We start from the raw sequence: 20,973 nt of genomic DNA, 5'->3' as shown, positions 1-20,973 counted from the left end.
CGGTGAATGCGCTGACCGAACCCCAGAAGCCGGCCTCCGCCGAGGCCGATGCGCTGCGTGCCGCGATCGTCAGCAAGCTTACCTACGACCTCGGCAAGAGTCAGGCCGGCGCGCGGGACCGGGACTGGTTCATGGCGACGGCGCTCGCGGTGCGCGACCGCATCGTCGACCGCTGGCTGAGCGCGACCCGTGCCGCCTACGAGAATGGCCAGAAGCAGGTCTACTACCTCTCGCTCGAATTCCTCATCGGCCGGCTGCTGCGGGATGGCGTGACCAACCTCGGCCTGACCGAGCTGGTGAACGAGGCGCTCGCCCCGCTCGGCGTCGATTTCGAGAAGGTGCGCCAGGCCGAACCGGATGCGGCGCTGGGCAACGGCGGCCTCGGCCGGCTCGCCGCCTGCTTCATGGAAAGCCTCGCCAGCCTCGGCATCCCCGCCTTCGGCTACGGCATCCGGTATGAGCACGGGCTGTTCCGCCAGATCATCCGCGACGGCTGGCAGAACGAATACCCCGAGGACTGGCTGAACAACGGCAACCCCTGGGAATATGCCCGGCCCGAGATCAGCCACGACATCGGCTTCGGCGGCGTGGTCGAGGCGGTGGTCGTCTCCGAGGCGCGGGTCCGCCATGTCTGGCACCCGGCCGAGACGGTGCAGGCCGTCGCCTACGACACGCCCGTCGTCGGCTGGCGCGGGGAGCACGTGAATACGCTGCGGCTCTGGTCGGCCCGCGCTGCCGATCCGCTGAAGCTCGAGGCCTTCAACTACGGCGACCACCTCGGCGCCCTGGCCGACCGGGTGCGGCAGGAAAGCATCTGCAAGGTGCTCTATCCCTCCGATGAAAGCCCGGCCGGGCAGGAACTCCGCCTCAAGCAGGAATACTTCTTCGCCTCCGCCGCGCTGCAGGACCTGGTGCGCCGCCATCTCCGGGTCTATGGCGACCTGAAGTCGCTGCCGGACCGGGTGGCGATCCAGCTCAACGACACCCACCCGGCCATCGCCGTGCCGGAGCTGATGCGCATCTGCGTCGACCTGCACGGCATCCCCTGGGACGAGGCCTGGGAGATCACCCAGGGCACCATCAGCTACACCAACCACACCCTGCTGCCGGAAGCGCTGGAAAGCTGGCAGGTGCCGCTGATGGAGCGGCTGCTGCCGCGCCACATGCAGATCATCTACATGATCAACGCCTTCCACCTGGACCGGGTGCGGACGGCGCATCCGGACGACGGGCGGCTGCTCTCCTCCGTCTCCCTCATCGAGGAATCGCATGGCCGCCGGGTGCGGATGGGGCATCTCGCCTTCGTCGGCTCGCACAAGGTGAACGGCGTCTCGGCGCTGCATTCGGAACTGCTGAAGAAGACGGTCTTCAAGGACTTCCACACCCTGTCGCCGGGCAAGGTGGTGAACAAGACCAATGGCGTCACCTTCCGGCGCTGGCTGCAGCAGTGCAACCCGGGCCTCACCGGCCTGCTGAGCGATACCATCGGCCCGCGCTTCCTCGACGACGCCGAGGCATTGGCCGCGCTGCGGCCCTTCGCCAGGGATGCCGCCTTCCAGGAGAAATTCCTGGGCGTGAAGCGGCAGAACAAGGACGCCCTGGCCGCGGTCATCCGCTCCACGCTCGACCTGCGGGTCGACCCGCATGCCATGTTCGACGTGCAGATCAAGCGCATGCACGAATACAAGCGGCAGCTGCTGAACGTGCTGGAGACGGTGGCGCTGTATGACGCCATCCGTTCGCAACCCACCAGGAATTGGGTGCCGCGCGTCAAAATCTTCGCCGGCAAGGCGGCGGCGAGCTACCACCGCGCCAAGCTTATCATCAAGCTGATGCATGACGTGGCGCGGGTGGTGAACAGCGACCCGACGGTGCGCAACCTGCTGAAGGTCGCCTTCCTGCCGAACTACAACGTCTCCCTCGCCGAGGTCATCGTCCCCGCCGCCGACCTGTCGGAGCAGATCTCGACCGCCGGCATGGAAGCCTCGGGCACCGGCAACATGAAGCTCGGGCTGAACGGCGCGCTGACCATCGGCACGCTCGACGGCGCCAATGTCGAGATGCTGGAGCATGTGGGGGCGGAGAACATCCACATCTTCGGCATGACGACGGAGGAGGTGGCGGTCCGCCGGCACGAGGGCCTGCAGGGCGGCCCGGCGATCGACGCCTCGCCCCGGCTGGCCGAGGTGCTGGAGGCGATCGGCTCGGGCGTCTTCTCGCCGGATGACCGCGGCCGCTACCGCGACCTGGTGGATGCGCTGCGCGGCAGCGACTACTTCATGGTCGCCGCCGATTTCGACGCCTACTACGACTGCCAGCGCGAGGTCGATGCGCGCTGGTCCAGCAGCCCGGACTGGCAGCAGGCCGCCATCCTGAATACCGCGAACATGGGCTGGTTCTCCTCCGACCGGACCATCCGCGAATACGCCGAGGACATCTGGAACGTCCCGGTCCGCTGAGGGACCGGCCGATGCGGGCGCCATGGCGGGCACCGGAGGGGGAGGTGGCCGCCATCCTCGGCGCCCGCCACGGCGATCCCTTCGCGCTGCTCGGCCCACATCCCGCCCCGGCCGGATGGGATGGCTTCATCCTCCGCGCCTTCGTCCCGGGCGCGGAGGCCCTGGCCCTGCTGACCCCCGCCGGCGCCCAGCCGCTCGGCTGCCGCCATCCGGAGGGCTTCTTCGAGGCGCTGCTGCCCGGTGCCCCGCCGCCGCCCGGCTACCGGCTGCGGGCCTCCCGCGCCGGGCTCGACTGGGACTTCGCCGATCCCTTCGGTTTCGGCCCCGGGCTCGGGCCGCTCGACGACCACCTGCTGCTGGAGGGCACCCATAGCCGGCTCTACGACAGGCTCGGCGCGCATCCCGTGACCCGGGACGGCGTGGCGGGCACCCGCTTCGCCGTCTGGGCGCCGCATGCCGCGCGGGTTTCCGTCGTCGGCAGCTTCAATGCCTGGGACGGCCGCCGCCACCCGATGCGCCGCCGCGCGGATAGCGGGATCTGGGAGATCTTCCTCCCCGGCATCGGGCCCGGCGCGCCCTACAAGTACGAGGTCATGGCCGGAGATGGCCGCATCCTGCCGCTGAAGGCCGATCCCTGCGGCTTCGCCGCGGAGCTGCGGCCGAATACCGCCTCCCTCGTCACCGATCCCGCCCCCTTCGCCTGGACCGATGCCGCCTGGATGGCCGCCCGCGCCGCCGGGGATCCGCGCCGCCGGCCGCTCTCGATCTATGAGGTCCATGCCACCTCCTGGCGCCGCCACCCGGATGGCCGCTTCTGGCAGTGGGACGAGCTGGCGGCGGCGCTGATCCCCTATGTCGCCGATCTCGGCTTCACCCATATCGAGCTGATGCCGGTGATGGAGCATCCGCTCGATGCCTCCTGGGGCTACCAGCCGGTCGGGATCTTCGCGCCCACCGCCCGGCTCGGCGGGCCGGAGGGCCTGGCCCGCTTCATCGATGCGGCGCATGCCGCCGGCATCGGCGTCATCCTCGACTGGGTGCCGGCGCATTTCGCCCAGGACGAGCAGGGCCTGGCCCGCTTCGACGGCGCCCCGCTGTATGAGCACCCGGATCCGCGGCGCGGCTTCCACCCCGGCTGGGGCACCGGCGTCTATGACTACGGCCGGCCGGAGGTCGCCGCCTTCCTCGCCTCCAATGCGCTGTTCTGGCTCGACCGCTTCCATGCCGATGGGCTGCGGGTCGATGCCGTCTCCTTCATGATCCATCTGGACCATGGCCGCGCCCCGGGCGGCTGGGCGCCGAATGCCGATGGCAGCACGCGGAACCACGAGGCCATCGCCTTTCTCCGCCGGCTGAACGCGCTGGTGGCGCGGGAGGCGCCGGGCGCGCTGATGATCGCCGAGGAGGCCACCGACTTCCCTGGGGTGACATCGCCCGCCAATGGGGATGGGGGCCTCGGCTTCGGCTTCAAGTGGAACATGGGGTGGATGAACGACACCCTGCGCTACATGGCGCATGACCCGCTGCAACGCCGCTGGTTCCATGGGCTGATGAACTTCGGATTGCTCTATGCCTTCGACGAGGCCTTCATCCTGCCGCTGAGCCATGACGAGGTGGTGCATGGCAAGGGCAGCCTGCTCGGCCGGATGCCCAATGGGGCGCCGGATGGCGGCGGGGCCGACGACTGGCAGCGATTCGCCAACCTGCGCTGCTACTACGGCTTCATGTGGGGGCACCCGGGCAAGAAATTGCTCTTCATGGGCGACGAGATCGGCCAGTGGCGGGAATGGTCGGAGGACCGCGAGCTCGACTGGTGGCTGCTGCAGTATCCGCAGCACCGGGGCCTCCAGGCGCTGGTGCGCGACCTCAACCGGCTGCACCGCCGCCTGCCCGCGCTGCATGCCGGCGATGCCGATCCCCGCGGCTTCCAATGGATCGATGCCGACGACGAGATGCAATCGGTCCTCACCTGGATCCGCCAGGATGGGGAAAGCCTGGTCGCGGTGCTCTGCAACCTGACGCCGGTGCCGCGCGCGGCCTATCGCATCGGCCTGCCCCGGGCCGGCCGCTGGCGGGAGGTGCTGAACACGGATTCGGCAGTGTACGGCGGGTCGAATCTCGGCAATTTGGGGGTGGTGGAGGCGGCCGCGGTGCCCGCTTTCGGCCTGCCCGCTTCGGCCAGCCTGCTGCTGCCGCCGCTGGCCACGGTCTATCTGGTGCCGGACGAGGCCGCGGGGGGAGTGAAGGATGCCGAACAGCCGTGAATACGGGCCGGAGCGGGCGCATGGGCCGCTCGCCCGCACCGCCATGGCCTTCGTGCTGGCCGGCGGCCGCGGCAGCCGGCTGATGGAGCTGACCGACCGCCGCGCCAAGCCGGCGGTCTATTTCGGCGGCAAGTCCCGCATCATCGATTTCGCGCTCTCGAATGCCATCAACTCCGGCATCCGCCGTGTCGCCGTGGCGACGCAGTACAAGGCGCATAGCCTGATCCGGCACCTGCAGCGCGGCTGGAATTTCCTCCGCCCCGAGCGGAACGAGAGCTTCGACATCCTGCCCGCCAGCCAGCGGATCTCGGAGCAGAACTGGTACCTCGGCACCGCCGACGCGGTCTTCCAGAATGCCGACATCATCGCCGATGCCGCGCCGCGCCACATCGTGCTGCTGGCCGGCGACCATATCTACAAGATGGACTACGAGAACATGCTGCAGCAGCATGTCGAGCAGGGCGCCGACGTGACCGTCTGCAGCATGGCGGTGCCGCGCATGGAAGCGACCGGCTTCGGCGTGATGAAGGTGGATACCACCGGCCGCATCGTCGACTTCGTCGAGAAGCCGGCCGACCCGCCCGGCATCCCGGACCGGCCGGACCTCGCGCTGGCCAGCATGGGCATCTATGTCTTCGAGACGAAGTTCCTGCTCGACCAGCTCAAGCGCGACGCCGAGGACCTCACCTCCGAGCATGACTTCGGCAAGGACCTGATCCCCTGGATCGTCCGCAACGGCAAGGCCGTCGCGCATCGCTTCGAGCGCTCCTGCGTCCGTTCCTCCTCGGAACTCTCCCCCTATTGGCGCGACGTCGGCACGGTGGATGCCTATTGGGAGGCCAATATCGACCTCACCGACATCGTCCCGCCGCTCGACCTCTTCGACCGCGACTGGCCGATCTGGACCTATGCCGAGATCACCCCGCCGGCCAAATTCGTCCACGACGTCGCCGGCCGGCGCGGCGAGGCGATCTCCTCCCTGGTCTCCGGCGGCTGCATCATCTCCGGCGCCGCGGCCCGCCGCTCGCTGCTCTGCACCCATGTCCGGCTGCATTCCTGGGCCAAGCTGGATGGCGCGGTGGTGCTGCCGCAGGTCGATGTCGGCCGCTATGCGCGGCTGACCAACGTGGTGGTCGACCGCGGCGTCCGCATCCCGGAAGGGCTGGTGGTGGGGGAGGACCCGGTCGAGGACGCCCGCCGCTTCCGCCGCACCGACAAGGGCATCTGCCTCATCACCCAGTCCATGCTGGACAAGCTCGCCTGATGGCGCTCCGGGTTCTGGCCGTCGCCTCCGAGTGCTTCCCCCTGGTCAAGACCGGCGGCCTCGCCGATGTGGTCGGCGCGCTGCCGGCCGCGCTCGCCCCCCAGGGCATCGCCGTCACCACCCTCATCCCCGGCTATCCCGCGGTGCTGGCGGCCGTTCCCAAGGCACGCGCGGTGCTGGCCCTGCCGGAGCTCTTCGGCGGCCCGGCCCGGCTGCTGCGGGCCACGCATGCGGGGCTCGACCTGCTGCTGCTGGATGCGCCGCACCTGTTCGCCCGGGCCGGCAACCCCTACCTCGCGCCCGATGGCGTGCCCTGGGCCGACAACGCCCTCCGCTTCGCCGCCCTCTCGGCCGCCGCCGCCATGGTCGCCACCGGCGCCGCGCGCGGCCTCGCCTTCGATGCGGTGCATGCGCATGACTGGCAGGCGGGGCTCACCGGCGCCTACCTCCGGCTGAACCATGCGAGCCCCCTGCCGCTGGCCTTCACCATCCACAACCTGGCCTTCCAGGGCCAATACCCCGCCAGCCTCTTCCCCGCCCTCGGCCTGCCGCCGGCGGCCTTCGCCATGGAGGGGGTGGAGTATTTCGGCCAGGTCGGCTTCCTCAAGGCCGGGCTCTGGTACGCCGACCGCATCACCACCGTCTCCCCCAGCTATGCCCAGGAGATCCGCACGGCGGCGGGCGGCATGGGCCTCGACGGGCTGCTGCGCGGGCGCGGCGGCGCGGTCAGCGGCATCCTCAACGGCATCGACGACCGGGAATGGAATCCGGCGACCGACCCGCATCTCGCCGCCCGCTTCGATGCGGCGGACCCATCGCCGCGCGCCCTGAACAAGGCCGAGCTGCAGGCCCGCTTCGGCCTCGCCCCCGACCCCGCCGCGCCGCTCTTCCTCTTCGTCGGCCGGCTGGCCTGGCAGAAGGGCGTGGACCTGGTGCTGGACGCGCTGCCGGCGCTGCTGGGGGAGGGCGGGCAGCTCGCCATCCTCGGCACCGGGGAAGCGGCGCTGGAGGCGCGCTGCCTGGGCGCCGCCGCCGCCAATCCCGGGCGGATCGGCACCGTCATCGGCTTCGACGAGGCGCTGGCCCGCCTCGGCTACGGCGGGGCCGATGCGGTGCTCGTCCCCTCCCGCTTCGAGCCCTGCGGCCTGGCCCAGCTCTGCGCGCTGCGCTACGGCGCGCTGCCGGTGGTGGCCCGGGTCGGCGGCCTGGCCGATACCGTGATCGATGCGAACGAGGCGGCGCTGGCGGCCGGCAGCGGCACCGGCCTGCAATTCGCCCCGCCCACGGCGGAGGCGCTGATGGCCGCCATCCACCGCACCGCCGCGCTCCACCGCGACCCCGCCGCCTGGGCGCAGGTGCAGCGCAATGCGCTGGCCGGGGATGTCTCCTGGCGCCGCTCCGCCACGCGCTACGCCGCGCTGTTCCACGGGATGCTGCATGGGTGACGGGATTGCGGAACCGCTCGGCGTCACCGCCGATGCGGATGGGGTGAATGTGGCCGTGGTGGCGCCGGCGGCGAGTGCCGTCGATTTCTGCGTCTTCGACGCGACCGGCACGGTGGAGGTGGCGCGCCACCGCCTGCCCGCCCGCACCGGCGCGGTCTGGCACGGCCATATCCCCGGCATCGCCCCCGGTGCCCGCTACGGCCTGCGCGCCCATGGCCCCTGGGACCCGGCGGCCGGGCACCTGTTCAACCCGGCGAAGCTGCTGGCCGACCCCTGGGCGACTGCGCTGGACCGGCCCTTCCGCCTGCACCCGGCGCTGCTGGATACCGGGGACCGGCCGGATGGCACGGACAGCGCGCCTTTCATGCCCAAGGGCATCGTCGCCGCGCCGCAACCGGCGCCGCCCGCCCTGCCGCCGCTGCCGACCGGCGCGAAGGTCATCTACGAGCTGCACGTGCGCGGCTTCACCATGCGCCACCCGGAGGTGCCGGAGGCGATCCGCGGCACCTTCGCCGGCCTCGCCCATCCCGCCGCCATCGCCCATCTCCAGGCGCTCGGCGTGACGCATGTGGAGCTGCTGCCGGTCGTCGCCGGCATCGACGAGCGCCACCTGCCGCCGCTCGGCCTGACCAACTACTGGAACTACAATCCGGTCGCCTTCCTGGCGCCCTGCCCGAAGCTGGCCCCGGGCGGCATGGCGGAGGTGCGCGCCGCCGTCGCCGCGCTGCGCGAGGCCGGCATCGGCACCATCCTCGACGTGGTCTTCAACCACAGCGGCGAGGGCGACGAGCTCGGCCCGACCCTGTCGCTGCGCGGTCTGGGCAACACGGAATTCTACCGCACCCAAGGGGGCGACAGGGGCGGCCGCGGCTACGCCAACGACGCCGGCTGCGGCAATACCCTGGCGCTCGACCGCCCCTGGCCGCTGCGGCTGGTGATGGATGCGCTGCGGCACTGGGCGGTGCAGGCCGGCGTCGCCGGCTTCCGCCTCGACCTCGCCGCGACGCTCGGCCGCCGCGAGCACGGTTTCGACCCCGCCGCCCCGCTGCTGACCGCCATGCGCCAGGACCCGGTGCTGCGCGACCGCCTGATCATCGCCGAGCCCTGGGACATCGGCCCCGGCGGCTACCAGCTCGGCCGCTTCCCCGCCGGCTGGGGCGAATGGAACGACCGCTTCCGTGACACGGTGCGGCGCTTCTGGCGCGGCGACGGCGGGATGCTGGGCGAATTCGCCACTCGCTTCGCCGGCTCGGCCGATGTCTTCGCCGACCACCGCTCGCTGGTCGACGGCGTGAACTACGTCACCGCGCACGACGGCTTCACCATGGCCGACCTCGTCGCCTTCACCCATCGCCGCAACGCGGCCAATGGCGAGGAGAACCGCGACGGCTCCTCCGAGAATTTCTCCTGGAACCATGGCGTCGAGGGTCCCACCGACGATCCCGCCATCCGTGCCCGCCGCGCCGCGGATGTCCGCGCCCTGCTCGCCACCCTGCTGCTCGCCCGCGGCACGCCCATGCTTTCCATGGGCGACGAGGCCGGGCGCAGCCAGGGCGGCAACAACAATGCCTATGCCCAGGACAACGCCCTGTCCTGGTTCGACTGGGAGGGCATGGACACCGCGCTGGTGGCGTTCACCGGCCGGCTGGTCCGCGCCCGGCTGGCGCATCCGGCGCTGCGGGCCGGGGCGCGGCTGACCGGGCAGGGCGACGTCGCCTGGCTGCGCCCGGACGGCGGCCCGCTCGAGGACTGGGACGGCGGCCGCAGCCTCGTCGTCCTGCTGCAGGCCGGGGACGACCGGGTGCTGGTCGCCCTGCACGGCGGCGACGCGCCCTGCGCCCTGGTGCCGCCCCCGGCGCGGCCCGGCTTCGCCTGGACCCTGCTCGCCGACAGCGCCGGCGCCGAGGGCGAGCTTGCGCCCCGCAGCGTGCGGCTGCTGGCGGAGGAACGGCAATCGCCGCCCGCCGCCCGCGCCGCCGATCCGGCGCTGCTCACCAGCCTCGCCACCGCCGCCGGCATCGCCCCCGCCTGGCACGACCTCGCCGGGCAGGAGCACCGCGTGCCGGAGGGCAGCCTGCGCGCCCTGCTCGCCAGCCTCGGCCTGCCCGCGAATTCCGCCGCCCAGGCGACCGAGAGCCTGCACCGGCTGCGGGCGCCGCGCGCCCTGCCGGCCAGCCTGACCCTGGCGGCGGGCGAGCCCGGCTCGCTGCCGCTCGGCCCGCCGCTGGCCGGTGCCGCGGGGCCGGTGGCGCTGCTGCTGCGGCACGAGGACGGCAGCCGCCAGCGGCTGCTGGTGCGGCCGGAGGACGGCATCTGGGAAGGCCCGCTCCATCGCCGCATTGCCCTGCCGCCGCTGCCGCCCGGCCGCCACCGCCTGCTGGCCGAGGAATACGACGGCATCGCCTGCCGCATCGCCGTGGTGCCCGCCGCCGCCTGGCTGCCCGGGGACTTCGGCCGCCGCTTCGGCATCGCGGCGCAGACCTACGGGCTCCGCCGCCGCGGCGACCAGGGCATCGGCGACTATGCCGCGCTGGCCGAATTGGCGAAGGGCGGCGGCGCGCTCGGCGCCTCCCTCATCGGCATCAGCCCGCCGCATGCGCTGATGCCGGTGGACCGCGACCGGGCCAGCCCCTACCAGCCCTCGGACCGCCGCTTCCTCGAACCCGTGCTGATCAATGTCGCCGCCCTGGCCGACTTCCCCGGCGCGCGGGAGGCGCTGGCGGCCGAGGCGATCCCGAGCGGGGATCTGGTGGACTACCCCGCCGTCTGGGCCGCCAAGCGCCGCGTCCTGGCCGCCGCCTGGGCCGGCTTCCCGGTGAACCATCCGCGCCGCGCCGCCTTCGCCGCCTTCCGCCGCCGTGGCGGCGCCGCGCTGGAAGGCTTCGCCACCTTCACCGCCCTGGCCGAGCGGGAGGGCCATACCGATGCCCGCCGCTGGCCGGCCGGGCTGGCCCGCGGCGATGCGCCGGAGGTCGCCGCCTTCGCCGCCGACCACGCCGATGCCATCGGCTTCGTCGCCTTCCAGCAATGGCTGGCCGATGCCCAATTGGCTGCGGCGGCCAAGGCGGCGGCCGGGCAGGGCGCCGGGCTCTACCGCGACCTTGCCGTCGGCCCGGCCCCCGATGGCGCCGAGGTCTGGTCGGGCGATGCGCCCTTCCTGCGCGGCGTCTCGGTCGGCGCGCCGCCGGATGCCTTCGCCCGCGACGGCCAGGTCTGGGGCCTGCCGCCGCCCGACCCGCTGGCCGCGGGCGCGCTGGACGGCTTCGCCCGGCTGGTCCGCGCCAACATGCGCCATGCCGCGGCACTGCGGATCGACCACGTCCTCGGCCTCACTCGCCTGTTCCTGGTGCCCGAGGGCGCCCGCGGTGCCGAGGGTGCCTATCTCGCCTATCCCCGCCGCGCCCTGCTGGGCGAACTCGCCCTCGAAAGCCAGTGCGCCCGCTGCACCGTGGTGGGGGAGGACCTCGGCACCGTGCCGCCCGGGCTGCGGGAGGATCTGGCCGCGGCCAATATCCTCTCCTACCGCGTGCTCTGGTTCGAGCGGCGCGGCCGGGACTTCATCCCCGCCGCGGAATGGCCCGCCCTTTCGGCCGCCTGCGTCTCCACCCACGACCTGCCGCCGCTGGAGGGCTGGCTGGAGGGTGCGGATATCGCCGAGCGGGAGGCGCTCGGCCTGCTCGATGCCGCCGGCGCCGCCGCGGCTCGCACCGAACGCGCGGCGGAACGGGCGGCGCTGCTGGCGATGCTGCCGGAGGCCGCCTCGGGCGAGGAGCTCGCCGCCGCCATCCATGCCCTGGTCGCCGCCGGCCCGGCCGCGCTGCTGCTGGTCCAGGCGGAGGACCTGGCCGGGGAGCGGGTGGCGGTGAACCTGCCGGGCACCGACCGGGAGCGGCCGAACTGGCGCCGCCGCCTGCCGGTGACGGTCGCCGAGCTGCTGGACAGCCCGCGCGCCCGGGCGATCCTCGCCGCGGCCGCTACCGGGCGAACCACCCCCCGTCCGTCGTAACGCCCTTGGGGGGCGCTACTTCACGGTCGCCGGCACGCCCAGCGCCGGCGGCGCCGTCGCCGGCTTCCGCCGCCGCTCGAAGATTCCGACGATGCCGCGCGGCAGGTAGATCATGAAGAGCACCAGCAGGATGCCGTAGATGAAGGGCGCGCCACCGGTGAACTCCGTGCCGAAGGCGACCCGCAGCGATTCGTCGAGGCCGATGGTGATGATGGCGCCCACGGTCGGGCCGAGCGGCGCATACATGCCTCCGGCGATGGCGCCGAAGACGATCTGCAGCGAGGGGCCGAGCCCTGCCAGGGATTCCGGGTTCAGGTACATCCGGTACTGCGCCGTCAGCGCCCCGGCCAGCGCGGCGAGGCCGGTCGAGATCAGCGTGACCTTCAGCTTCTCCCGCGTCACCCGGATGCCGATGGAGGCCGCGGCATCCTCGTCCTCCGAGATCGCCGCCAGCGCCTTGGAGGACATCGAGCGATCGAGCAACCACCAGGCCAGCAGCCCGCCGGCCCAGGCGGCGAGTGCCAGCCACCAGAAGCCGGATTTCTCGAACTGCATGGCGAGGAAGGCATTGCCGCCCGGCACCCGGTCCGGCGTCATCCCCAGCGAGCCGCCGGTATATTCTCGCAGGGCGGTGATCAGGATGCGGACGATCTCGCCCGCGGCCAGGGTCACCAGCGCGAAGTAATGGCCGATGACCTTCAGCCGGAAGCAGGGATAGCCCAGCAGCACGCCGGCGCCGGCCGCCAGCGCCACGGCGATGGGGATGCCGATCCAGGGCGTGATCCCCGCCAGGTTCCACAGCAAGGCCATGGTATAGGCGCCGATGCCGAGGAAGGCGCCATGGCCGAAGGAGACGAGGCCGTAGCGCCCCATCATCGCCCAGCCGGTGCCGGCGACCGCGGTCAGCAGCACCGTCACCCCGAGGTGGATGAAATACTCCGGCGGCGACAGCAGCGGCAGGCAGGCCAGCAGCGCGACGACGACGGCCCAGGGGACAAGCGCGAAGGAGGAAGAGGGCTTCATCGGGCGAACAACCCCCGCGGCCGGGCGAACATGGTGACGATGAAGAAGCCGAAGGCCACCACGTAGGAGAACTCCGTCGTCCCCCAGAAGCCGCCGACCGAGACGATGATCCCCATCAGGAAGGCCGCCAGGAACCCGCCCAGCATGTTCCCGAGCCCGCCCATGACGCAGATCATGAAGGTGATGGGACCGAAGGACAGCCCGACGAAGGGGTGCACGTCGAGCTGCACCACCAGCAGGCAGGCCGCCAGCCCCGCCAGCGCCCCGCCCACCGCCGAGGCGATGAGGTAGATGCGCTGCGGATCGACCCCCATCAGCGGCATCACCTCCCGGTCGCGGGCGATGGCGCGGATGGCCGTGCCGACATAGGTGTATTTCAGGAAGGCCCAGAGGATCGCCGCGCCGATCAATGCGGCGCAGAAGGCCGCCAGCTTGGTGCCACTCACAAAAATCTCGCCCACCTCCATCGGCGGCATGTCGACGCCGAGGCTGCGGAACTCCGTGCGGAAGACAAGCGTCATCGCGCCCTGCAGCAGGAACAGCACGCCGCCCGTCGCCAGAACCTGGTTGATCGGCGGGGAGGAGAGCAGCGGCCGCACGACAAGGTAGTGCAGCGCCACGCCGAGCAGGGAGACGATCGGCAGGCAGGTGGCGAAGGCCAGGGGCAGCGGCCAGCCGAGCTGGGTGAACAGGAACCAGACGGCATACATGCCGACCATCACCAGCTCCGCGTAGCAGAGCCAGACCACGTCGACGACGCCGAAGACCAGGTTCAGCCCCAGCGCCGGCAGGGCGAAGACGCCGCCGAGCAGGATGCCGTTGACCAGGGCCTCGAGAAGGAAGGGATCCATCGGGTCAATGCCCTCCCAGGTAGCTGCGGCGGATGGCGGGGTCGGCGGCGAGCTCGGCCGAACGCCCCTCGGCGGCGACGCGCCCGGTCTCCAGCACATAGGCGCGGTCCACGACGCGGAGAACCTGGGCCACGTTCTGCTCGACGATCAGCACCGTCAGCCCTTCCTGCCGGATGCGGCGGACCAGGTCGAAGACCTGCTGCACCACCAGCGGCGCGAGGCCGGCCGAGGGCTCATCGAGCAGCAGGATGCGCGGCGCGCACATCAGCGCCCGGCCGATGGCGCACATCTGCTGCTCGCCGCCCGACATGGTACCGGCGAGCTGGTGCCGCCGCGCCTTCATCTTCGGGAACAGCTCGTAGACATGGTCCCGCCTTGCGGCGAAATGCGGCCGCGAGGCCGGCGAGAAGGCCCCGACCTTGAGGTTCTCCTCGACCGTCAGGTGCGGAAACAGCCGCCGGTTCTCCGGCACATGGGCGATGCCGAGCGCCGGCAGCGCATGCGCCGGCGTCGCCGCCAGGTCATGCCCGTCGAAGCGCAGGCTGCCGGCGGTCGGGCGGATCAGCCCGGAGATGACCCGCAGCAGCGTGGTCTTCCCCGCGCCGTTCGGCCCGACGACGCCCACCGCCTCGCCGGGATCGACGCGGAGCGAGACCCCGAACAACGCGGCGAAGTCGCCGTAGCCGGCATGGATCCCGTCGAGCTCGAGCGAGGCGCTGGAGGCCGGGCGGTCCCGGTGCAGCGATGCGGCGGCGCTCATGCGACCCTCGATTCCGGCGGGCCGAGATAGACCTCGGCGACCTTCTCGTCCTCCTGCGCCTGCTGCGGCGTGCCCTGGAAGATGACCGCGCCATGGTCCAGCACCACCACCCGGTCGACGACGGAGAGCAGCACGCCCATGATATGCTCGACCCAGACGATGGTGATGCCGCGCTCGTCGCGGATGCGCTTCAGCATGGCCGCGGCCTGATACATCTCGGTCGTGTCCAGCCCGCCGAGGCTCTCATCCGCCAGCAGCAGCTTCGGCTGGGTGGCCAAGGCCCGGGCCAGCTCCAGCTTCTTCAGCCCGGCGGCGCCGAGCCCCTGCGTCGTCGCATGCGGGTCGTCCGGCAGCTGCGCCAGCTTCAGCGCATCCCGGGCGCGGGTTTCCGCCTCCTCCCGGCCGATGGTCCCGCCGGCGCCGTAATGCGCGGCCAGCGCGGCATTCTCCAGCAGCGACAGGCCGCGGAAGGGGCGGGGGATCTGGAAGGTGCGGCCGATGCCGCGCCGGCAGGTCTCATCCGCCGTCAGCCCGCCGATCTCCTCCCCGGCCAGCTTCACCGAGCCGGCGCTGGGCTTCAGCATGCCGGCGACGCAGTTGAAGGTGGTGCTCTTGCCCGAGCCGTTCGGCCCGAGCAGGCCCAGGATCTCCCCCTTGGCGACCGCGAAGGAGACCGCATCGACGGCGGTGAAGCCGCCGAAGCGCTTGGTCAGGCCGGAGACCTCCAGCAGCGGTCCCGTCATCGGGCGGCGAAGGCATGGCCGGCGGGCAGCGGCAGCACCGGCGGCACGCCGATGGCGGTCGGCCAGACCACCTTCGACTTGCCGTTCTCGAACTGCATGACCACGGCGATGCTGCGCTCGTTCTGGCCGGACATGGGATTGCTCGGGGGGGCGAATTTCACGCCATAGCCCTGGATGGTGCCGCCGACCGGGATATCGACCTCGAGCGCCGCGTCGCGCAGCGCATCGGCGGTCATCCCGCCGGTCTTGCGGACGGCGGGCTTCAGCACGTGCTCGAGGAAGATCCAGGTATTGTTGAAGCCCATGGAGGCATGGGTCGGCAGGTCGCGCAGGTTGTGCTTGGCCTGGAATTTCTCGACGAAGGCTTTGGCAAGATCGCCGACGCCGGCGCCGAGCTTGCTCCAGTCCAGCATCTGCGTCGCCGCCGGGTCGACGTTGCACATGTGGTTGACATCGGCGCCGAAGGTCTCGGTCAGGCGGTCGATCTGCGACCAGCCGGCGCCATGGCCGATCAGCATCTTGAAGCGCAGCCCGCCGGACTTGGCCTGGCGCAGGAACAGCGTGATGTCCGGGTTGTAGCCGCATTGCAGCACCACGTCCGGGCGTTCCCGCCGCAGCTTGGTGACCAGCGTCGACAGGTCGGGCGCGGTCGCCGAATAGGCCTCCTTCAGCACGATCGGCATGTTGAAGCGCTTGGCATTCGCCTCCAGCGCCGCGGCGACGCCGGTGCCATAGGGCCCGTCCTCGTAGATCACGCCGAGCTTCACCTTGTCGGGCGCCATGCCGAGCTTGGCCTGGGCATGTTCCTGGATGAAGGAGACGCTGCCTTCCCCGTACTGGTCGGAATGCACGGTGGGGCGGAAGACGTAGCGGTAGCCCTTGTCCTTCAGCACCGCGGTGGCGATGGCGCTGGTGATCCACATCAGCTTCTTCGATTGCTCGAAGCGTCCGGCCAGCGGCACGGCATGGGCGGAGGAATAGATCCCCGTCACCACCTCCAGCCGCTCCTGGCCCAGCAGGCGTTCCGCCTCGTTGATGGCGACATCGGCCTTGGACTGGCTATCGGCCGTGACGGCGACCACCGGCCTGCCATCGACGCCGCCGGCGGCGTTGAACATCTCGATCGCCACCTCGGCGCCCCAGAACAGCGGCTGGCTGCCGGCGCCGGCGAAGGGGCCGGAAAGGTCGGTCATCACCCCGATCCGCAGCGGATCGCCGCCGCGGGCGGGGCCCTGGGCGCGGGCGACTGCGGCGGGCAGGGTGAGGGCGCCGGCCAGGCCTGCACCGGCCAGCCCCGCACCGGCCAGCCCCGCACCGGCCAGCCCCGCACCGGATTGCAGCAGGCCGCGACGGGTGGTCCCGAAGTCGTTCATGGTTGGAGTCTCCCTGGATCGTTTCTTGGAATTTATTGCCGCGCCGCCTTGGGGCGGCTGCGGTCAGGCGTGCTGGCGGGCGGCCACCCCGCTGCCGGCCACCCCGGTGCTGGTGGCCCGGGGCCGCTGCAAGGCCGGTCTCGCAATGCCGTTCGGCATCAGGCGTCTCCCCTCCGGCACCATCTGTCGCGGTGCGCTTGGCAACGAAGCCAAGCCGGGTTGCGCGGCGGCGTCAAGCGCCGCCTGCGCCCAGCCCTTGGCCCCATGGCACCGCGGCTTCAGGACACCGCGACGGTATCCCCGGCCGCTGCGGCGGCAGCTTGATCGCCAGCGCCCGGGACCGCCCGGCGGCGAAGGCGGCGGCGAGGCCGGCGCAAAGTCCGGCAGGGCGGAGGAGGGGCAGGCGCATCGGTGTCTCCCTGATGTCCGGACGCCTGGCGATGATCCGCCGCGCCGGCCATTGCCGTCCGCTGCAACCTATAGGGATCGTAATGTCATCTTTCTGCAGCATTGGCCGTTGAAGCCGGGTGATTGCAGAAGGACAGGCGATGCTTCCCCCATGCTTGGGCCAGCTGGCGCGATGAGTGGTGCCGCCAAGACCAAGGCCAAGGCCGGTCCCAAAGCGGGCGCCAAGGCCGGCCCCCGGCCACAGGACCGGATGGCGATCCTGGCCGCCGACCGCAACCGCAAGATGGCCTCCTCGGCCCATGCCTATGTGCGGGGCAGCACGACCCGCTTCTACGAATGGCTCGAAGCCTCGGACCGGCTGCGGCTGCCGGAAGGCCCGCCGGTCTGGATCTGCGGCGATTGCCACGTCGGCAACCTCGGCCCGGTGGCCAGCGCCGATGGCGCGCTGGCCGTGCAGGTGCGCGACCTCGACCAGACGGTCATCGGCAATCCGGCGCATGACATCATCCGGCTCGGCCTGTCGCTGGCGATGGCGGCGCGGGGCTCGGACCTGCCCGGGCTGACCACCGTGCATATCCTCGAACAGGTGGTCGCCGGCTACGAGGCCGCCTTCGCCCCGGGGGCCGAGGCGGAGCGCCCGGACGGCGGCAGCCCGAAGCTCGTCCGCGCGGTGATGCGCGAGGCCGCCCGCCGGTCCTGGAAGCACCTGGCGGATGAGCGGATCGAGGGCGTGGCGCCGGTCATCCCGCTCGGCAAGCGCTTCTGGCCGCTGACGCGGGATGAAAGGGCCGCGGTCGAGGCGCTGTTCGCCGAGGATGCGCTGCGCGAGCTGGCGACCTCGCTGCGCTCGCGCGATGCCGAGGCCCCGGTGCGGGTGCTGGATGCCGCCTATTGGCGCAAGGGCTGCAGCTCGCTCGGCCGGCTGCGCCTGGCGGTGCTGGTCGCGGTCGATACCGGCAAGGCGGAACGGCACTGCCTGATGGACGTGAAGGAGGCGATCGCCGCCGCCGCCCCGCGCAGCGCCGCCGGCGAGATGCCGCGCGACAATGCCGCGCGGGTGGTGGCCGGCGCCCGCGCGCTCTCGCCCTTCCTCGGCGGGCGGATGACCGCGGCGCGGCTGCTCGACAAGGCGGTCTTCATCCGCGAACTTCTGCCGCAGGACCTGAAGCTCGAGATCGAGCACCTCACCCGGGCGGAGGCGATGGACGTGGCCACCTTCCTCGCCCAGGTCGTCGGCCGGGGCCATGCCCGGCAGATGGATGCCGACGGCCGGCGGCATTGGCACGCGGAATTGCAGCGCCACCGGCCGAAGTCGATCGACGCGCCCTCCTGGCTCTGGAACAGCGTCGTCGAGTTGGTGGCGGCGCACGAGACCGCCTATCTCGAGCATTGCCGCCGCCATGCGATGGAGGCTGGCTGAGTTAGCGGCCGCGCCGGGCCGCGATGGTGACGAACATGACCACCACCAGGATGATCATCCCGGTGCGGTGCTCGGCGATCCAGGCCAGCGCCTGCTCGATCGGCATCAGCCTGCGGTCCGGCCCGGCCAGAAGCCCGGCATGGCCGAGCCGTCCCGGCCGCCCCAGCCGGCGGCCGAGGCGTCGTCATAGGCCGCCAGCGCCGTCGCCGTCATCGGCAGGGTCGCCCCGCGGGAGGCCGCCTCGGCCAGCATGGTGCGGAGGTCCTTGCGGATGCCGTCGATGTCGAAGGCGGTGGGGCCGAGATCCTCGCCACGCAGCCCGCGGCCGATCGCCGGGCCGCGGATCTTCAGCACATTGGCGCCGCCGGTGGTATCGCTGAACAGCTCCATCAGCCAGACCGGGTCATGCCCGAGATGGCCGCAGAGCGTCACCGCCTCCCCCAGCGTCTGGTAGTACAGCGCCAGCGGCAGGTTGATGGCGAGCTTCATCGAGGCCCCGGCGCCGACCGGGCCGACATGCTCGACCCGCCGGCACAGCTGCTCCAGCAGCGGCCGCGCCCGGGCGACCGCCTCGGCGCTGCCGGCGGCCAGGCCCAGCAGCCTGCCCTGCCGGGCCGGCGCCGTGGTGCCGCCGACCGGGCATTCGACGAAGGTGCCGCCGCGGGCCTCGATGCGCGGGGCGAGGGCGACCGGCGTCTCCGGCCGCACCGTGCTCATCTCGATCACCAGGCGGCCGGCGAGGTCGGCGGCGAGGATGCCGTGCTCGCCGCCATAGACCGCCCCGATGGCGGCGGCATCGGTCAGGATGGTGACGACCGCCTCCACCGCCCCGGCCAGCGCCGCCGGGCTGGCGGCCAGGCTGGCGCCGGCGGCGACCAGCGGCGCGCATTTCTCCGCCGAGCGGTTCCAGACCGTCACCTGGTTGCCCGTCTCCAGCAGCCGCGCCGCCAGCGCCGCCCCCATCCGGCCGAGCCCGGCGATCCCGATCCGCGCCATGTCCATTCTCCCTGCGTCTTGCCGGCAGGGTGGCCCGCCCGGCGCGCGGCGCCAAGGGCCGGGCCAGATGCGCGCCGATCACCGGGCCAATCACCGGGCCGGATGGCCGGGGCGATGACCGCGGGCTAGCCTGACCGGGGACGAGGGAGACCGCGCATGACCGACCCCATCAACCACTACGGCGCCACCGCCGCCCGCAGCCATGGCAGGCCGGGGCGGGAGACGCGGCCCCCCGGCCTGACCATCGACATCCATGCCCATGTGCTGGTGCCGGAGGCCGGGGCCTTCGTCGCCCCGCACCTCGACCCCGCCACCATCCCGCTGTCCCGTTTCGCCACGCCGGAAACCCAGGCGCTGAACGCGAAGCAGTCTGCCGACCGGCGGGAGGTCTTCCTGCAGCATGGCCCGCGCCTCGCGGCGCTGGATGCCATGGGCATCGACCTGCAGGTCTGCGCGCCGCCGCCGCCGCAATGCTACTACACCGTACCGCTCGACATCGCTGTGCCGGCGACGCGCATGGTGAACGACGGGATCGCCGCCTTCTGCGCCGCGCGGCCGGACCGCTTCATCGGCCTCGGCTCCGTGCCGCTGCAGGACGCGGGGGAGGCGGTGCGCGAGCTGGAGCGCTGCATGGGCCCGCTCGGCTTCAAGGGCGTGCAGGTGCTGACCACGGTCGGCGACAGGGAATTGTCGGATCCTGCCTTCGAGCCCTTCTGGGCCGCGGCGGAACGGCTCGGCGCGCTGGTGATGATCCATCCGAACGGCTTCAGCGAGGGCCAGCGCCTCACCCGCTTCTACTTCAACAACGTGCTCGGCAACCCGCTCGATACCACCGTCGCGCTGCATCACCTGATCTTCGACGGCGTGCTGGAACGCTACCCGAGGCTGAAGATCCTGGCGGTGCACGGCGGCGGCTTCCTGCCGGCCTATGCCGGCCGCATCGACCATGCCTGGGGCGCAAGGTCCGACAGCCGCGGCGCCCTGCCGCAGCCGCCGACGCATTACCTGCGCAAGGTCTTCTTCGACACCATCGTCTTCACGCCGCACCAGCTCGAATACCTGGTCAAGGTCTATGGCGTGGACAAAGTCATGATGGGGACGGACTTCCCCTTCGACATGGCCGAGAGCGACCCGATCGGCCATATCTGCGCGGTCGGGAGCTTCGACGCGGCGACCCGCGCCGCGCTGGCCGGCGGCACGGCGAAGGCGCTGCTGGGACTCTGACGGCGCCGGCCGGCGCCGCCCTCACGGCAGCGGGTCGGACTGGAAGTGCAGCAGCCCGGCATGGGCCAGCTGGGCGGCGGAGACCAGCAGGACGACGGAGGTCGCCTGGAACAGCGGCCGCAGGGGCATGCGCAGGTTGCTCAGGCGGCCGGCCTGCAGCAGGGCGAGCAGGACCAGCAGCGCCAGCAGGCTGCCCACCAGCAGGGCCCCGGGCTCGGTTCCCGGCCCCAGGGCGGCGAGGAACAGGACGGATTCCAGCCCCTCCCGGAAGACCGCCACGAAGCCGAGCAGGCCGAGCGCGAGCGGCATCCGGCGGATGAACAGGGCCCGGCGGGCGGCCCGCTCCAGGGTGCCGTTCCAGGCCAGGGGATCGGCCTGGCGCCAGAGCCAGCCACCGACGTAGAGCATCAGCCCGGCGGCCAGCAGGCAGGTCACGCCTTCGACCCAGGGCGCCCCGACGCCGGACGGCTGCGTATGATAGAGGCCGGCGGCCAGCAGGCTGACCAGCAGCCCCAGCCCGGCACCGCCCCAGAGCATCCCGAGGTGGCCCGGCGCGACCCGCTGCAGCAGGGCGGTCACGGTGACCAGGATGAGAACGGCCTCGAAGGCCTCGCGCAGCAGGATGACGCCGACCTGCAGAGAATCAACGAAGCCTATCACGATATCACGAATCCTGGCCTGCCGATCGATTGCGCCGCGCGGAAGCTAGCCGCACGGATCGATGCCGGCCAATGGAT

Annotated in this window: 14 protein-coding genes and 1 pseudogene; 7 read left to right on the top strand and 8 right to left on the bottom strand. The window is 71.9% G+C overall.

Going from position 1 to position 20,973, the window contains the following annotated elements:
* Positions 1-2 precede the first annotated feature (2 nt).
* Genes AC0IW9_RS02015 through glgX form a run of 5 tightly spaced genes read left to right on the top strand, consistent with a single transcriptional unit; the run spans position 3 to position 11,438 of the window.
* Positions 3-2,459: a glycogen/starch/alpha-glucan phosphorylase gene (locus AC0IW9_RS02015; RefSeq protein WP_471646530.1), complete on the top strand. Its 2,457-nt coding sequence runs from the start codon at positions 3-5 to the stop codon at positions 2,457-2,459.
* 11 nt (positions 2,460-2,470) lie between these two features.
* Positions 2,471-4,723, top strand: a complete 2,253-nt coding sequence (gene glgB / locus AC0IW9_RS02010; protein ID WP_471646529.1) for a 1,4-alpha-glucan branching protein GlgB — start codon at positions 2,471-2,473, stop codon at positions 4,721-4,723.
* Positions 4,707-5,987 carry a glucose-1-phosphate adenylyltransferase gene (glgC, locus tag AC0IW9_RS02005; RefSeq protein WP_471646528.1) on the top strand — a complete coding sequence of 427 codons (1,281 nt, stop codon included), beginning with the start codon at positions 4,707-4,709 and terminating at the stop codon, positions 5,985-5,987. The genes glgB and glgC overlap by 17 nt, the downstream gene beginning before the upstream one ends.
* A complete protein-coding gene (glgA, locus tag AC0IW9_RS02000) occupies positions 5,987-7,432 on the top strand; it encodes a glycogen synthase GlgA (RefSeq protein ID WP_471646527.1) in 1,446 nt (481 codons plus the stop codon). The genes glgC and glgA overlap by 1 nt, the downstream gene beginning before the upstream one ends.
* Positions 7,425-11,438 (top strand): glycogen debranching protein GlgX, encoded by a 4,014-nt coding sequence (glgX, locus tag AC0IW9_RS01995; protein WP_471646526.1) that lies wholly within the window; start codon positions 7,425-7,427, stop codon positions 11,436-11,438. Before glgA ends, glgX begins: the two co-directional genes overlap by 8 nt.
* Before the next feature lie 15 nt (positions 11,439-11,453).
* Here the strand turns inward: glgX and AC0IW9_RS01990 are convergent, their stop codons facing one another.
* From AC0IW9_RS01990 to AC0IW9_RS01965, 6 genes and pseudogenes are all read right to left on the bottom strand, one after another.
* On the bottom strand, positions 11,454-12,461 hold the full coding sequence (locus AC0IW9_RS01990; protein ID WP_471646525.1) for a branched-chain amino acid ABC transporter permease: 1,008 nt from the start codon (positions 12,459-12,461) through the stop codon (positions 11,454-11,456).
* Positions 12,458-13,312: a branched-chain amino acid ABC transporter permease gene (locus tag AC0IW9_RS01985; protein ID WP_471646524.1), complete on the bottom strand. Its 855-nt coding sequence runs from the start codon at positions 13,310-13,312 to the stop codon at positions 12,458-12,460. The genes AC0IW9_RS01990 and AC0IW9_RS01985 overlap by 4 nt, the downstream gene beginning before the upstream one ends.
* A gap of 4 nt (positions 13,313-13,316) precedes the next feature.
* Positions 13,317-13,964 (bottom strand): annotated as a pseudogene (locus tag AC0IW9_RS01980) (ABC transporter ATP-binding protein); the annotation flags it as partial.
* 104 nt (positions 13,965-14,068) lie between these two features.
* The gene (locus AC0IW9_RS01975) at positions 14,069-14,815 is read right to left on the bottom strand and encodes an ABC transporter ATP-binding protein (RefSeq protein ID WP_471646523.1); all 747 of its coding nucleotides are present in this window, start codon (positions 14,813-14,815) and stop codon (positions 14,069-14,071) included.
* Positions 14,812-16,188, bottom strand: a complete 1,377-nt coding sequence (locus AC0IW9_RS01970; protein ID WP_471646522.1) for an ABC transporter substrate-binding protein — start codon at positions 16,186-16,188, stop codon at positions 14,812-14,814. Before AC0IW9_RS01970 ends, AC0IW9_RS01975 begins: the two co-directional genes overlap by 4 nt.
* Before the next feature lie 232 nt (positions 16,189-16,420).
* Positions 16,421-16,597 (bottom strand): hypothetical protein, encoded by a 177-nt coding sequence (locus AC0IW9_RS01965; protein WP_471646521.1) that lies wholly within the window; start codon positions 16,595-16,597, stop codon positions 16,421-16,423.
* Between the two features lie 150 nt (positions 16,598-16,747).
* Between AC0IW9_RS01965 and AC0IW9_RS01960 the strand changes: the two genes are divergently transcribed.
* The gene (locus AC0IW9_RS01960) at positions 16,748-18,016 is read left to right on the top strand and encodes a DUF2252 family protein (RefSeq protein WP_471646520.1); all 1,269 of its coding nucleotides are present in this window, start codon (positions 16,748-16,750) and stop codon (positions 18,014-18,016) included.
* Between the two features lie 105 nt (positions 18,017-18,121).
* Here the strand turns inward: AC0IW9_RS01960 and AC0IW9_RS01955 are convergent, their stop codons facing one another.
* Positions 18,122-19,012, bottom strand: coding sequence for an NAD(P)-dependent oxidoreductase (locus AC0IW9_RS01955; RefSeq protein WP_471646519.1), 891 nt, complete (start codon positions 19,010-19,012; stop codon positions 18,122-18,124).
* 156 nt (positions 19,013-19,168) lie between these two features.
* On the opposite strand from AC0IW9_RS01955, the gene AC0IW9_RS01950 reads away from it, so the two are divergent.
* Positions 19,169-20,236, top strand: coding sequence for an amidohydrolase family protein (locus AC0IW9_RS01950; RefSeq protein WP_471646518.1), 1,068 nt, complete (start codon positions 19,169-19,171; stop codon positions 20,234-20,236).
* Between the two features lie 21 nt (positions 20,237-20,257).
* Here the strand turns inward: AC0IW9_RS01950 and AC0IW9_RS01945 are convergent, their stop codons facing one another.
* The gene (locus AC0IW9_RS01945; protein WP_471646517.1) at positions 20,258-20,896 is read right to left on the bottom strand and encodes an FTR1 family protein; all 639 of its coding nucleotides are present in this window, start codon (positions 20,894-20,896) and stop codon (positions 20,258-20,260) included.
* Between the last annotated feature and the right edge of the window lie 77 nt (positions 20,897-20,973).

Source organism: Belnapia sp. AC561 (genome assembly GCF_979252845.1).
Note: the sequence above shows the minus strand (reverse complement) of the source record. Positions and strands in the feature narration are given on the sequence as shown.